Source organism: Micromonospora sp. NPDC005087, assembly GCF_042872965.1.
Taxonomy (GTDB): Bacteria; Actinomycetota; Actinomycetes; order Mycobacteriales; family Micromonosporaceae; genus Micromonospora.
This window is the reverse complement of the sequence record NZ_JBIALB010000010.1, coordinates 69,857-81,845: the sequence shown is the minus strand read 5'-3', so window position 1 is coordinate 81,845 and position 11,989 is coordinate 69,857. Positions and strand designations below refer to the sequence as shown.

15 protein-coding genes and 1 tRNA gene are annotated in these 11,989 nt (G+C 73.4%); 8 read left to right on the top strand and 8 right to left on the bottom strand.

Features of this window, described 5'->3' with window-relative positions; genetic code table 11:
* Positions 1-35 precede the first annotated feature (35 nt).
* From ACFYPS_RS22825 to ACFYPS_RS22810, 4 genes are all read right to left on the bottom strand, one after another.
* Complete coding sequence (locus tag ACFYPS_RS22825; protein WP_387327031.1) at positions 36-1,004, bottom strand: hypothetical protein; 969 nt, start codon at positions 1,002-1,004, stop codon at positions 36-38.
* A gap of 150 nt (positions 1,005-1,154) precedes the next feature.
* The gene (locus ACFYPS_RS22820) at positions 1,155-1,895 is read right to left on the bottom strand and encodes a YcnI family protein (protein ID WP_387326870.1); all 741 of its coding nucleotides are present in this window, start codon (positions 1,893-1,895) and stop codon (positions 1,155-1,157) included.
* A gap of 17 nt (positions 1,896-1,912) precedes the next feature.
* Positions 1,913-3,577, bottom strand: a complete 1,665-nt coding sequence (locus ACFYPS_RS22815) for a copper resistance CopC/CopD family protein (RefSeq protein ID WP_387326867.1) — start codon at positions 3,575-3,577, stop codon at positions 1,913-1,915.
* Between the two features lie 47 nt (positions 3,578-3,624).
* Positions 3,625-4,260 carry a zf-HC2 domain-containing protein gene (locus ACFYPS_RS22810; protein ID WP_387326864.1) on the bottom strand — a complete coding sequence of 212 codons (636 nt, stop codon included), beginning with the start codon at positions 4,258-4,260 and terminating at the stop codon, positions 3,625-3,627.
* Positions 4,261-4,367: 107 nt separating this feature from the next.
* Here ACFYPS_RS22810 and ACFYPS_RS22805 point away from each other — a divergent pair, with 107 nt between their 5' ends.
* From ACFYPS_RS22805 to ACFYPS_RS22790, 4 genes are read left to right on the top strand one after another with little or no spacing between them, the layout of a single operon-like run.
* Positions 4,368-4,958, top strand: coding sequence for a sigma-70 family RNA polymerase sigma factor (locus tag ACFYPS_RS22805; RefSeq protein WP_354967985.1), 591 nt, complete (start codon positions 4,368-4,370; stop codon positions 4,956-4,958).
* Positions 4,959-4,990: 32 nt separating this feature from the next.
* Positions 4,991-5,515: a MauE/DoxX family redox-associated membrane protein gene (locus ACFYPS_RS22800; RefSeq protein ID WP_387326861.1), complete on the top strand. Its 525-nt coding sequence runs from the start codon at positions 4,991-4,993 to the stop codon at positions 5,513-5,515.
* The gene (locus tag ACFYPS_RS22795) at positions 5,508-6,224 is read left to right on the top strand and encodes a DsbA family protein (RefSeq protein ID WP_387326859.1); all 717 of its coding nucleotides are present in this window, start codon (positions 5,508-5,510) and stop codon (positions 6,222-6,224) included. Before ACFYPS_RS22800 ends, ACFYPS_RS22795 begins: the two co-directional genes overlap by 8 nt.
* Positions 6,221-7,297 carry a hypothetical protein gene (locus tag ACFYPS_RS22790; protein WP_387326856.1) on the top strand — a complete coding sequence of 359 codons (1,077 nt, stop codon included), beginning with the start codon at positions 6,221-6,223 and terminating at the stop codon, positions 7,295-7,297. The genes ACFYPS_RS22795 and ACFYPS_RS22790 overlap by 4 nt, the downstream gene beginning before the upstream one ends.
* 11 nt (positions 7,298-7,308) lie before the next feature.
* Here the strand turns inward: ACFYPS_RS22790 and ACFYPS_RS22785 are convergent, their stop codons facing one another.
* From ACFYPS_RS22785 to ACFYPS_RS22770, 4 genes are read right to left on the bottom strand one after another with little or no spacing between them, the layout of a single operon-like run.
* Entirely contained in the window at positions 7,309-8,067 is a 759-nt protein-coding gene (locus ACFYPS_RS22785) for an energy-coupling factor ABC transporter ATP-binding protein (RefSeq protein ID WP_387326853.1), read from the bottom strand.
* A complete protein-coding gene (cbiQ, locus tag ACFYPS_RS22780; RefSeq protein WP_074317458.1) occupies positions 8,064-8,834 on the bottom strand; it encodes a cobalt ECF transporter T component CbiQ in 771 nt (256 codons plus the stop codon). The genes ACFYPS_RS22785 and cbiQ overlap by 4 nt, the downstream gene beginning before the upstream one ends.
* Before the next feature lie 17 nt (positions 8,835-8,851).
* Complete coding sequence (locus tag ACFYPS_RS22775) at positions 8,852-9,280, bottom strand: PDGLE domain-containing protein (protein WP_354967980.1); 429 nt, start codon at positions 9,278-9,280, stop codon at positions 8,852-8,854.
* Positions 9,277-9,993, bottom strand: coding sequence for an energy-coupling factor ABC transporter permease (locus ACFYPS_RS22770; protein ID WP_354967979.1), 717 nt, complete (start codon positions 9,991-9,993; stop codon positions 9,277-9,279). Before ACFYPS_RS22770 ends, ACFYPS_RS22775 begins: the two co-directional genes overlap by 4 nt.
* Positions 9,994-10,187: 194 nt before the next feature.
* On the opposite strand from ACFYPS_RS22770, the gene bcp reads away from it, so the two are divergent.
* The 4 genes from bcp to ACFYPS_RS22750 all read left to right on the top strand — a co-directional run bounded on the left by bcp (position 10,188) and on the right by ACFYPS_RS22750 (position 11,987).
* On the top strand, positions 10,188-10,664 hold the full coding sequence (gene bcp / locus ACFYPS_RS22765) for a thioredoxin-dependent thiol peroxidase (RefSeq protein WP_354967978.1): 477 nt from the start codon (positions 10,188-10,190) through the stop codon (positions 10,662-10,664).
* Positions 10,665-10,695: 31 nt separating this feature from the next.
* On the top strand, positions 10,696-11,292 hold the full coding sequence (locus ACFYPS_RS22760) for an HNH endonuclease signature motif containing protein (RefSeq protein WP_354967977.1): 597 nt from the start codon (positions 10,696-10,698) through the stop codon (positions 11,290-11,292).
* Positions 11,283-11,356, top strand: a tRNA-Leu gene (locus ACFYPS_RS22755). Before ACFYPS_RS22760 ends, ACFYPS_RS22755 begins: the two co-directional genes overlap by 10 nt.
* A 94-nt stretch (positions 11,357-11,450) precedes the next feature.
* Entirely contained in the window at positions 11,451-11,987 is a 537-nt protein-coding gene (locus ACFYPS_RS22750) for a GNAT family N-acetyltransferase (protein ID WP_354967976.1), read from the top strand.
* Positions 11,988-11,989 lie beyond the last annotated feature (2 nt).

The window sequence follows — 11,989 nt, the reverse complement described above, 5'->3', positions numbered from 1 at the left end:
GCAGCGCGGAGGGCCACTCGCCGTTTCGTCCACCGTCACCGGCTGGGCCGTCGGCCCGGAGTGGCCGGCGGCCAGGCCAGACTCAACGCCACCTCCGGTGGACGGGGCAGTCGGGCCGGCGCCTCCAGGTCGGCGAGGGTGCTCGGCCGGGCCGGTTCGATCGCCGACCTCGGCCGCTCACCGGGCCCGGAACCGACCGGGGTGAGTTGCCGCCCGGCCGGCAGGGACCACGCCACTGGGGCGTCCCCGACGGACGGGCCGCCCAGTCCACTCAACGAGCTGACCCCGAGCCGGCCGGCGAGCACCGGCACCTGGTCCGGCTCGACCACGAAGACCACCTCGCGCGGGCGTGGCGGGCGCAGCAGGAGCACCGCCGCTCCGACCACGAGCAGCACCCCGACCGCCAGCAGCCCCCAGGTGGCCGGGGTGGTCCAGCCGGCCCGCAACTCGGCGCGCAGATCCAGGGCCAGGTCGCCGGCGCCGTCGGGTCGCATCACCACCAGGCTCATCGGCGCACCGGCCAGGTCGTCCGCACTCCACTCCAGCGAGCCGATCCCCTCGCGTACCCAGAACGGGCGACCGAGCGGGGTGACCGGCCCGGCGGTCGGGGCGTCGGTGGCCGGGCCGGCCGGGTCGAGCCGGACGGGCAGCGGACCCCGCGCGAGCGCCACCCGCCGGACCGTGGCGTGCGGCACCGGTTCCAGCCAGCGGCGTACCTCGGCGGTGGGCGCCAGCCCCACGAAGGCCGGGCCGTCCGGCGTGCGGGCGTCCACTCGCAGCCGGGTCTGCGCGGTACGCGCGAACGGCGCCTCCTGGCGCAGCAACCGGTCGAGATCGGTGACGACCACCGCGTGGCCGGGCGTGCGGACCGTCTCGAACCGGGCGGCGAAGGTCCCACCGGGGTCGGCGTGCCGGGTCACGAGCCAGAGCGCGCCACCGGCGAACAGCACCGGAATCCCGATCACCAACAGCAGCACTCCGGCGATCCCCCGCACGAAACGCATTCGCACCGTCCCCCTCCGTAGCCAGATACCCGGCCGACCTTACCGACGTACACCGTCTGATCAGGGGATATCCGCAGCACGGTCGGTCCCGTTCCCGGAAAGCACGCTGGCCCGCCGGAATCCCGGCGGGCCAGCGGGTGTGCGGTGGGGTCAGGACCTGGCGGCCGGCTCCCGACGGGTCCGGGCGAACGCCAGCCCGCCCAGCACCAGACCGGCGATGCCGGCGACCAGACCGGCGATGCCGAGGCCGACCGCGATGCCCTCGCCCTCGTCGTCGTCATCGTCGGCCGGCGCGCCGGCCGCGTTGGCGGACGTGGCGGGCGCGGCCGACCCCGAGGGCGCGGCGGCGGCCAGGGTGAGCACCGGCGCCGGGTTCTCCGGCTCCTCGCCGCCCGCCGCGGGCTCGTCGATCCATCGCGACACATTGCCGTCCGAGTAGGTCTGCAGGGTCTTGAAGACCATCGAGTCGACCTGCGGGAGCGGCCCCATCGAGACCGGGAACTCCTGGAACTGGCCCGGCTTCACACCCGCGTCACCCGTGGCCGTCCAGGTGAGCTTGGCGACCGCCTCGGTGATCGGGGTGCCGTGCACCTCGATCGGCGGGTCGACCTTGCGCTTCTCCACGGCCACCGTCCAGCCCGGCACCGGCATCGTCGACACCGAGCCGACCGGGGCGTTCTCCGGCAGCACGACCTCCACCTTGGTGGTCGACGCGGTGTCGCTCTCGTTGGGCACGCGGAACGCCACCCGGGCGTAACCGCCCTGGGTCGCCTCCTTCGGATTCACCGTGACGTGGGCGGAGGCCGGCCCGGCGAAGCCGAGCACGGCGGTCGCGACGGCGGTGAACGCCAGGGCGGTGGCGGCGGTTGCGGTACCCCGGAGACGGGTCATGGGTTTCGGGAGCCTCTCTAACGGATGGGCACGGTGGCGGTCACCGTGGCCTGGTCGATGTCGGACGTGCGAACGGTGATCTTCAATTGCCAGTCGCCGGCCGCCGGCAGGCTGACGTCCCCGTAGGCGTGGTTGTCCGTCAGCGGCAGCAACGGGACCTCGATCGGCTCGATCCCGGCCGAGGGCAGCGCGGCGGTCGCCCGCCACTCCGCCACCGGCTGCGGCTGGTTGTCCTTGGTGTACGCGTACAGGTGCATCGAGTTGTTGCCCCGCTGGGCCGGGTCCAGCTCGACCTGGAGGGAGAAGAGCGGGCTGGACAGGGTGGTGGAGAAGAGACCGGCCTGCGTGCCGGACGGCTCGGCCACGGCGGTCCGGGCGGGCGTGGTCTGCACCAGGGTCGCGGACAGGCCCAGCACCACCACGGTGACTGCCAACTCCACCAGGACCGCCCGGCGCACCGGCACGGGCCGCTGCGCCGCGGTGCGCCGGCGCACCAACTGCCGGGAGTACGCGGCCACGGCGATCACCAGCGCGAACAGCCCGACCTTGGCCAGCAGCAGTCGCCCGTACGTGGTGTTGAGCAGGGCGTCGAAGGTGGCCACCTCGATCAGCGCCTGGACGGTGCCGGCCAACAGCAACGCCGAGACGGCCAGCGCCGCCCAGCGGGACCAGATCGGCAGGATCGCGCCCAACTCCCGCTCGTCGGCCTGGCGCAGCAGGAAGCCCGCGAGCATCAACAGGCCGCCCAGCCAGACGGCCATGCTGCCCAGGTGGACGGCGTCGACCACCACGGAGACCGCCGGGGCCGGGGACGCCGCCGGGTGCCCGGCCAACGGCCAGGTCAGCAGGGCCGCCCCGCCGAGCACGGCCAGGATGATCGCGTCGGTGCGCCCGGACGGTCTGGCCAGCAGCGGCCGGAGCAGGAACGCCGCGGCCGCCAGCAGGCCGAGCCGGACCAGGTGGGCGGTGCCGAAGGCGCTGCCGAACACGCTGCCGAACCCCTCGCCGGTCACCTCGAAGAGGCCGCCGCCGGCGGTGTAGGGCACCTGCAGCCACAGGTCGGCGAGGGTGGCGAAGGCCACCAGACCGAGGCCGGTCCAGGCCAGCCGCGCCGGTCCCCTGCGCGACAGCCGGCGTGGCCACAGCGCGGCGAGCACCAGCGCCGGCCCGACCAGCAGCACCAGGCCGGCGTACCCGAGGAAACGGGCCACCTTCACCGCGTTGCCGACCACCGGGTTGGCCCGGCTGTCGTCGCCGGAGTCGACCGGCGGTGTCGAGGGTGCGCCGACCGAGTAGGTGAACGCGCCGGACACCGGATGGCTGTCCGCGGAGATCACCCGGAAGCTGACCAGGTAGGTGCCGCGCTCGCCGGCCGGATCGACCGGGATGGACACGGCGGCGCCGTCGAAGCTCGGCTCACCCCGGTCGGCCCGGGAGCCGTCCGGCGCGATCACGCGGATCTTGCCGGGAACCTTACGTACCGACTCGCTGAACGTGAGGACCACCTCGGCCGGCGCGCTCGGCACCACCGACGAAGCGGCCGGGCTGCTGCTCTGCAGCACGGCGTGTGCGCTGGCGGGAGTGGCCGGGGCGATCAGGAGGAGGACGACGGTGACCAGAAGGCCGGCGGTGGCGGCCAGCCGAGCGAGCCAGCGGCGGGGGGCGACAGTCATGCTGGCCATGCTCGCCGACGGGAGTGGATCTCGGCGACCCGAGTCCGGTGAGTCATTCACCCGCGCCCTGCCGCCAGCACCGGCGTGAGCGGCCGGTCATCCCCGCCGGTACGAACCAGCGCCCACAGCAACCCCGCCTGCACCACGGCGGCAAGGTGGCCGACCTCGTGCACCAGCGCGGTGGTCGAGTTGGCGATGTCCACCACGCTGGTGCCGGCCAGGCAGACCGCCAGCACCAGGGCCACCGGCAGGAAGGCCCGGGCCCTCTCGGGCCGCCAGGCGGCCAACGCGAAACCCACCGCCAGGGCAACGTCGAACGAGGCCATCTCCCGGCTGGTGTGCGGGTCCACCGACACGCCCAGCCCAGCGAGGAGGATCGGCAGCGCAATGGCCAACTGCGCCACCGCGGCCACCGCCACCGCGATCCGCAGCACCTGTCGGCGGGCCCGCCGGACGGCGGCCGGGCTCCGGTGGGCGGAATCGGCGGCGACCGCGGCCAGCACCGCCGCGGTGAGGTCGGGCACCTCCACCGGCTGCACCCGGACCAGCCGGGTCACCTGCTCGGCGCGGGCCAGCCAGGCGTGGCAGCCGGCGCAGGTCGCGGTGTGGGCGTCCAGCGCCGCCGGGGACGCCTGCGGGTCCTCCCCGTCCAGGCGCGCCGACAGCGCCGCGCGTACGTGGTCGCAAGTCATGACGGGGTAGTCGGCCCAGGGCGGGGAAAAGTTCCCGACGTGGCGCAGAACATCCAGGGGCCGAAGGGCTCTGCTGTCGCGCCCGGCGCCGCGTAACCTGGTTTGTCGTGATCCCCGTCCCGCGTGACACCGGTGCCGCCGGTCCGGCCGACCCGGCCGATGGCGGCGCCCGGGATCCGGCCACCGAGTGGGCGTTGACCGCGCGCGGCGGCGACCCGACCGCCCAGGCCGCGTTCGTCCGGCTGACCCAGGTCGAGGTCTGGCGGTTCGTCGCCGCCCTGGTGGACCCGGACAGCGCCGACGACCTGACGCAGGAGACGTACCTGCGGGCCTTCCGGGCGCTGCCCGCGTTCGAGGGTCGCTCCAGCGCCCGTACCTGGCTGCTCGGCATCGCCCGGCGGACCTGCGCCGATCACCTGCGTACGGTGATCCGCCGACGTCGGCTCGACGAGCGGCTGGCCGCGAACGCGTACACCGACCGCCCGCACCCGGACCCGGCCGGGCAGCTCGGCGCCGCCGACCTGGTTGGCCGGTTGAGCGCCGAGCGGCGGGCCGCGTTCGTGCTCACTCAGCTGCTCGGCCTGTCGTACGCCGAGGCCGCCGCCGTGGAGGGGGTGCCGGTGGGCACGATCCGATCCCGGGTCGCCCGGGCCCGCGACGATCTGGTCGAGGCGGTCGGCGACGCCCTGACCGGCTGAGCCGGGAACTTCCGGCGGAGACGGGACGACCAATGACCGTGACAGCACCTTCCGGCCACGTCGGTCGCTGGGCCACCGCCCGGCCCTGGCTCGGCATCGCGGCCCGACTCGGCCTCGCCGCCGTCTGGCTGATCGCCGGCGCGTCGAAGGTCGGCGACCTGGCCGCCTCCGGCCGGGCCGTGAACGCCTACCAGGTGCTGCCGTATGACGTGGCGACCGCGGTCGGCGCCGCGTTGCCCTTCGTCGAGCTGGCGCTGGGTGTGCTGCTGCTGCTCGGTCTGGCCACCCGGCTCACCGCCGGTGTCTCGGCCGCGCTGCTGGTGGTCTTCATCGCCGGGATCGCCTCGGCCTGGGTGCGTGGCCTGGCCATCGACTGCGGCTGCTTCGGCAGCGGCGGGCAGCTCGCCGAGGGGCAGGCACCCAGTTATCTCCCGGAGATCCTGCGCGACCTGGGATTCTTGGTGCTAGCCGGCTTTCTGCTGATCTGGCCACGTACGCCCGTTTCGGTGGACGGGTGGCTGTCCGGTGAACCCGCCGTGGAGGACGAGGATGAGTAGTCGCAAGGGGCAGCGGGACGCGGCCCGGGTTGTCCGCCAGCAGCTGGCCCGCGAACGGCGGCGCCGCCGCACCGTCTGGGTCTCCGCCGCCGCGGTCGCCGTGCTGGTCATCGCCGGCCTGATCGGCTGGGGCGTCTGGTCCAGCCAGCGCTCGGACGACTTCACCACCCCGCCCGGCGCCAACGCGGACGGCACCGGCATCGTCACCGGTGGCGGGCCGGTCACCGTCGACGTCTACGAGGACTTCCTCTGCCCGGCCTGCAAACAGTTCGAGCAGACCAGCGGGGCGACCCTGGAGCAGTTGGTGACCGAGAACAAGGCGAAGGTCGTCTACCACCCGGTGGCGTACCTCAACCGCTTCTCCACCACCGAGTACTCCACCCGCTCCTCGGCCGCCTCCGGCTGCGCCGCGGTTGGCGGCAAGTTCCGCGAGTACGCCAAGGCGCTCTTCGACAGGCAACCGCCGGAAGGCAGCGCCGGGCTCACCGACGACGAGTTGATCGACATCGGCGCCGGCGTGGGCCTCGACCGGGGCTCGTTCGGTGGCTGCGTCAAGGACAACACGTACCGGACGTGGACCGAGCACGTCACCGACGAGGCCAGCCGGGGCGACGTCACCGGCACGCCGACCATCCTGGTCAACGGTCAGCCGCTCGCCGACCGCAGCCCGCAGGGTCTCACCGCGGCCGTGGCGGCGGCCGGCAAGTGATCCGTACCCTGCTGGCCCGCGCCGGCCTGGTCGCCACCGCCGCCTGCGCGGCCACCCTGCTCACCGCGGCACCCGCCGCCGCGCACGGCGCCGACGCCCCGGACGCCACCGACTACCGCACCCGGACCACCGGCGTCGCCCCGGCCCGGCCCGGGCTGGAGGTACGGGTGGTCGAGGCGGGCGCCCGGCTGGAGCTGACCAACCGCACCGGCCGCCCGATCGAGGTGATCGGCTACTCCGGTGAGCCGTACCTGCGGATCGGCCCGGACGGGGTCTTCGAGAACACCCGCTCCCCCGCCACGTACCTGAACCGCACCATCGCCGGGGACACCACGCTGCCCGCCGAGGCGGACCCGGCGGCCACCCCCTCCTGGCAGCGGGTCGCCGAAGGAACCACGGTGCGCTGGCACGACCAGCGCGCGCTGTGGCGGGAGTCGCAACCGCCGGACGCGGTACGCGCCGCGCCGGACCGCGAGCACCGGGTCCGGGACTGGACGATCCCGCTGCGCGACGGCGGCGACCCGGCGCAGATCCGCGGCACGCTGGACTGGCTGCCGCCGCCGGACGCGTACACCTGGTGGGCGGTGACCATCGTCGGGCTGCTCGCGGTGGGCGCGCTCGGCCTGCTCGCCGCCGCCGCGCCGACCGGCGCCCGGGCGCTGTCCGCCCTGGGCGTGCTGCTGATCGCCGGCGGCGCCGTCGCCGTGCTCTACCCGGTGGGCCGGGAGCTGGACGCCGGCGCCCAGGGCGTGGGCGGAGTCCTGGTGGGGCTGCTGTCCGGGCAGGTCTGGTCGCTGCTCACCGGTCTCGGCGCGATCGCCGCCGGTTGCTACGCGCTGGCCCGCCGCCCGGCCGCCGACTTCGCGGTGGCGCTGGCCGGGGCCTGCCTGGCACTCTTCGCCGGGGTGGCCAACGCCGCGGTGTTCGCCCGGTCCGTCGCGCCGGTGCCCTGGCCGGCCGAGGTCGCCCGGGTCATGGTGGCGCTGGTGCTGATCATCGGCGCCGGCGCGACCACCGCCGGCGTCCTGCGCCTGCACGCCGCCTCCCGAACCGCCGCCGCCGCCCGGACCTGACCCGCCGCCGGTCAGGGGCGCGGAGCGAAGCCGTACGGCAGTTCCAGGCGGTGGCGGGCCAGGAGCGTCGAGTCGGCCAGCAGGTCCAGCGTGGGGGCGTCGGCGACGATCCGGCCACCATCCAGGATCACCGAGCGCTGGCACAGCTCCGCCGCGTACGGCAGGTCGTGCGTCACCATCAGCAGCGTCACCGGCAGCTCGCGCAGGATCTCGGCCAACTCGCGCCGCGCCGCCGGGTCCAGGTTCGACGACGGCTCGTCCAGCACCAGGATCTCCGGGTGCATGGCGAGCACGGTGGCCACCGCCACCCGGCGGCGCTGCCCGAAGGAGAGGTGCTGCGGCGCCCGGTCCCGGTGCTCACTCATCCCCACCGCGGCCAGCGCCTCGTCCACCCGGGCGGCCAGCTCCGCCCCGCGCAGGCCCAGGTTCGCCGGCCCGAACGCCACGTCCTGCGCCACGGTGGGCAGGAAGAGCTGGTCGTCCGGGTCCTGAAAGACGATGCCCACCCGGCGGCGCACCTCGGACAGGGTGGCCCGGTCCGGCGTCACGGTCAGCCCGCCGACGCTCACACTGCCCTCGGTCGGAGTGAGGATGCCGTTGAGGTGCAGCACCAGCGTGGTCTTACCGGCGCCATTGGGCCCGAGCAGCGCCACCCGGTCCCCACGCGGCACGGTCAGGTCCACCCCGTGCAGGGCGACATGCCCATCCGGGTACGCGTACCGAACGCCACGTACGTCCAGCGAGACAGCGGTCTGCACGACACCGATCATGTCAGCACGACGGCGGTGGCGGCGATGGAGGCCGCAACCACCGGCACGGTCGCCGCGACCAGCCACTGACCGGCGGTCGCCGCACCGTCGCCCTGCCACACCTCGGGCATCCGCCCGGAATAGCCCCGGGACAGCATCGCCAGGTAGACCCGCTCGCCGCGTTCGAAGGCCCGCAGGAACAGCGCCCCGATCCCGGCGGCGAAGCCCCGCAACTGCCACAGGAAGCGCGGATCGTCACCCCGGGAGATCCGGGCCACCCGCATCCGCCGCGCCTCGCCGACCAGCACGTCGAGGTAGCGCAGCATGAACGTGGCGATCTGGGTGAGCACCTGCGGGCAGTGCAGCCGGTCCAGCCCGACGATCAGGTCCCGGGTGGTGGTGGTCGCGGCGAGCAGCAGCGAGGCGAGAACGCCCAGGGTGCCCTTGGCCACGATGTTCCACGCGCCGTGCAACCCGTCCTCGGACAGCCGCAGGCCCAGCACGTCGACCCGCTCGCCGGCACCGAGGAACGGCAGCGCGACGGCGAACAGCACGAACGGCAGCTCGATCAGCGCCCGGCTGAGCAGCCACCGCGGCCCCACCCGGGCCAGCGCCGCCACCGCCGCCACCAGCAGGGCGTACGCGCCGAAGGCCCAGAACGCGGCGCGCGGGGTGGCCACCACGGCGACCGTGAAGACCACCATCGCCACGATCTTGACCTCGGGTGGGAGCCGGTGCACCGGCGAGTCGGACTCCCGGTACAGCACGTGCCCGTGACCGGCACCCATCCGCGTACTCCCCTTGCTCAGCCGGCCGCGCCGGCGCGGGACGTGGCCGCGTCACCCTCGGCCGGCGTCGCGCCCTCGGCGGGCGTCGCCGTGTCGCCCTGGGTCGCCGTGCCGCCACGGCGGCGCAGCAGCCAGAAACCTCCGGCGCCGATCGCGAAGGTGACCAGCACGCCGAGCACCCCGGAGAGGCCGGTGGAGAGGAAGCTGTTCTCCACGCCGCGCACCCCGTAGTCGGCGAGCGGGCTGTCCCCCAACTCGTGATCCCGGGCCTGCTGGGCCGGGCAGTTGCCGCCGACGATGTTGTCATCGGCGTCGACGGTGCACCCCTTCAGCAGCGACGAGTCCAGCCCGTCCGGGTGGGACGAGGCGTAGTTGCTCACCACCCCCGCCAGCAGCAGGGCGACCAGGAGGCCACCGGCCAGGAAGGCCCACGAGCGGTTCTTCATCGGACACCTCCGACGGCCGGAACGGTGGGTACGGTCGCGGGACGCAGCCCGCGCAGCGCGTAGACGAGATCGGGGCGCACCTTCGCCACGGTGACCACGGTGGTGGCGGTGATCAGACCCTCGCCGATGCCGATCAGCAAGTGAGCGCCGGCCATCGTGCCGGCCAGGCCGGCCAGGTTGCCGCCCAGGTCGGTGGTGCCGCCGAGCCAGTACTGCAGGACGAAGCCCTGGGATGCGACCACCACGCTGAGCATCGCGGCGACGAACCCGGTGACCGCCAGGCCGGCGGGCGTGCGGGGCAGCACCCGCAGCAGCACCGCGATCAACACGTACGCCGCGGCGGTGCCGAGCAGCGCCATGTTGGTGATGTTGAGCCCGAGCATCGCCACGCCCCCGTCACCGAAGATCAGCGCCTGCACGACCAGCACCACCGACACACAGAGCGCGCCGACCCACGGGCCGACCAGCATCGCGGCGAGCGCACCACCGAGCAGGTGGCCACTCACCCCGGCCGTGAAGATCGGAAAGTTGAGCATCTGGACGGCGAAGATGAACGCGGCCACCAGGCCGGCCATCGGGGCCAGGCGGTCATCCAGGTCGCGCCGGCCGCGCAGGACGCAGCCGGTGAGCGCGGCCAGGGCGAGCGCCGCGAAGACCGCTGCGACGGGACCATCGATGATCCCGTTCGAGATGTGCATCGCCAGGGTTTCCACGCGACCTCCCACGCGTCAGCGGACCCGTTCGGGCCGGCGGGGTCAGCCTATTTCCCAAACCTCGTTGTTGCCATACCTTGGCAACAAGGCATGTCCTTGATCACCATTTCGGACTGGGGTCACCGACCGTCGGCCGCGAATGCTCGGCGCGTCGCCTGCGGCGGCACCGGCGAGCCCGGCGGTATCGTCGGGCCATGACCGCGCCCGACCGTCTCTCCCCCGGTGACCCCGCACCCGAGTTCACCCTCCCCACCGACAACGGTGACCAACTCGCCCTGGCCGACCTGCGAGGCCGCAAGGTCGTCCTCTACGCCTACCCGGCCGCGATGACCCCCGGCTGCACCAAGCAGGCCTGCGACTTCCGCGACTCGCTCGCCTCCCTCCAGGCCGCCGGCTACGAGGTGGTCGGCATCTCCCCGGACAAGCCGGAGAAGCTGGCGAAGTTCCGCGACCGCGACGCGATCACCTTCGCGCTGGTGTCCGACGCGGACAAGGCGGTGCTCACCGCGTACGGCGCCTACGGCGAGAAGCAGATGTACGGAAAGACCGTGACCGGCGTGATCCGCTCGACGTTCGTCATCGACGCCGACGGCAAGATCGAGCGGGCGCTCTACAACGTCAAGGCCACCGGGCACGTCGCCAAGCTCCGCCGCGACCTCGGCCTGGACTGAGACTGTCGCACCGGGCCGTCACCATCTGTGGGTGGTCAGATACAAGTACACGCCCGAGGCTTTGGCCGCGGCGGCCGCCGCCGCTCGCAACATCACCGAGGTGATGCGGCTGCTCGGCATCCGAGTCAGCGGCGGCTCCCACGCGCACATCAGTCGGCAGCTCAAGCGCTTCGGCGTCGACACGTCCCACTTCACCGGCAGCGTCCACAATCGGGGCGTGCGTTGGCGGCGGATGTCGCCCGAAGATCTGCTCGTGGTGCTGCCCGAGGGCTCGCGCCGGATCCCGGGCGTCCGCCTCAAACGCGCCCTGGCGACGATCGGTCTGCCCGAGAGCTGTGAGGTCTGCGGCGTTGGATCGACGTGGCAAGGGGGCAAGCTGACCCTGCACGTCGATCACATCAACGGGGACTTCCTCGACAACCAGCCGCAGAACCTCCGGCTACTGTGCCCCAATTGTCACAGCCAGACATCCACTTACGCCGGCCAGCGACGACCCGCTCACGTCGAGCCCGAGGTGGTCTACGATCCTGACGCTGTCACTCCAACCGGCTTCCGGATAGGCAGACGCCTGCCTCGTCGACAAGAATGGCCATGGACGCTGGTGGAGTACAGCATCAAGGGGCCGTAGCCCAACGGCAGGAGGCATACGGTTTAGGTCCGTACCAGTGCGGGTTCGAATCCCGTCGGCCCCACGTCTTCGTCGCGAGACGAAGCACCTCAGCTCGATCAGAGGCCCCTGTCGTGCATGTCACGATCACGGGCCGACACCCTGGTCGCGGGGTCAGGATGGCGGGCGTGAGTCTGCGCTTCGTCCTCGATCCCGACCTCACCCCGCAGCTGCGCGCCGAGATCGTCGCCCTCTGGGTGGACGTCACCAATGCCGGCGGCGCGGTCGGCTTCGTGCCCCCGGTCACCGCGGCCGACGTCCGCGCCACCGCCGACCCGACGTTCGCCGGCATCGCCGACGGACCGGACCGGCTGCTGGTCGGGTACGCCGGCGACCGGCTGGTGGCCGTGCTGATCTTCTGCGACAACCGGTTCCCTCTCAAGGCGCACTGGTGCGTGCTAAAGCGCGTGATGATCCACCCGGACACCCAGGGCGCCGGCTACGGCTCGGCGCTGATGCGCGAGGCCACCCGGCTGGGGCGGGAGTTGGGTTACGAGGCGCTGCACGTGACTGTGCGGGACGGGCTGGGGCTGGACGGGTTCTACCGCCGCCTGGGGTACCGGGAGATCGGTCGCCTGCCGGGTGCGCTGCGGGTGGCGCCCGGTGACGACCGGGACGAAATCCTGATGTGGCTCGACCTAAGGCCGGCCGACTGAGC

Excerpts from the sequence above, each read along its gene's own strand:
- ACFYPS_RS22825 (WP_387327031.1), bottom strand. The coding sequence starts at position 1,004 with ATGCGTTTCGTGCGGGGGATCGCCGGAGTGCTGCTGTTGGTGATCGGG.
- ACFYPS_RS22820 (WP_387326870.1), bottom strand. The coding sequence starts at position 1,895 with ATGACCCGTCTCCGGGGTACCGCAACCGCCGCCACCGCCCTGGCGTTC.
- ACFYPS_RS22815 (WP_387326867.1), bottom strand. The coding sequence starts at position 3,577 with ATGGCCAGCATGACTGTCGCCCCCCGCCGCTGGCTCGCTCGGCTGGCC.
- ACFYPS_RS22810 (WP_387326864.1), bottom strand. The coding sequence starts at position 4,260 with ATGACTTGCGACCACGTACGCGCGGCGCTGTCGGCGCGCCTGGACGGG.
- ACFYPS_RS22800 (WP_387326861.1), top strand. The coding sequence starts at position 4,991 with ATGACCGTGACAGCACCTTCCGGCCACGTCGGTCGCTGGGCCACCGCC.
- ACFYPS_RS22795 (WP_387326859.1), top strand. The coding sequence starts at position 5,508 with ATGAGTAGTCGCAAGGGGCAGCGGGACGCGGCCCGGGTTGTCCGCCAG.
- ACFYPS_RS22785 (WP_387326853.1), bottom strand. The coding sequence starts at position 8,067 with ATGATCGGTGTCGTGCAGACCGCTGTCTCGCTGGACGTACGTGGCGTT.
- cbiQ (WP_074317458.1), bottom strand. The coding sequence starts at position 8,834 with ATGGGTGCCGGTCACGGGCACGTGCTGTACCGGGAGTCCGACTCGCCG.
- ACFYPS_RS22775 (WP_354967980.1), bottom strand. The coding sequence starts at position 9,280 with ATGAAGAACCGCTCGTGGGCCTTCCTGGCCGGTGGCCTCCTGGTCGCC.
- bcp (WP_354967978.1), top strand. The coding sequence starts at position 10,188 with ATGACCGCGCCCGACCGTCTCTCCCCCGGTGACCCCGCACCCGAGTTC.
- ACFYPS_RS22750 (WP_354967976.1), top strand. The coding sequence starts at position 11,451 with ATGGCGGGCGTGAGTCTGCGCTTCGTCCTCGATCCCGACCTCACCCCG.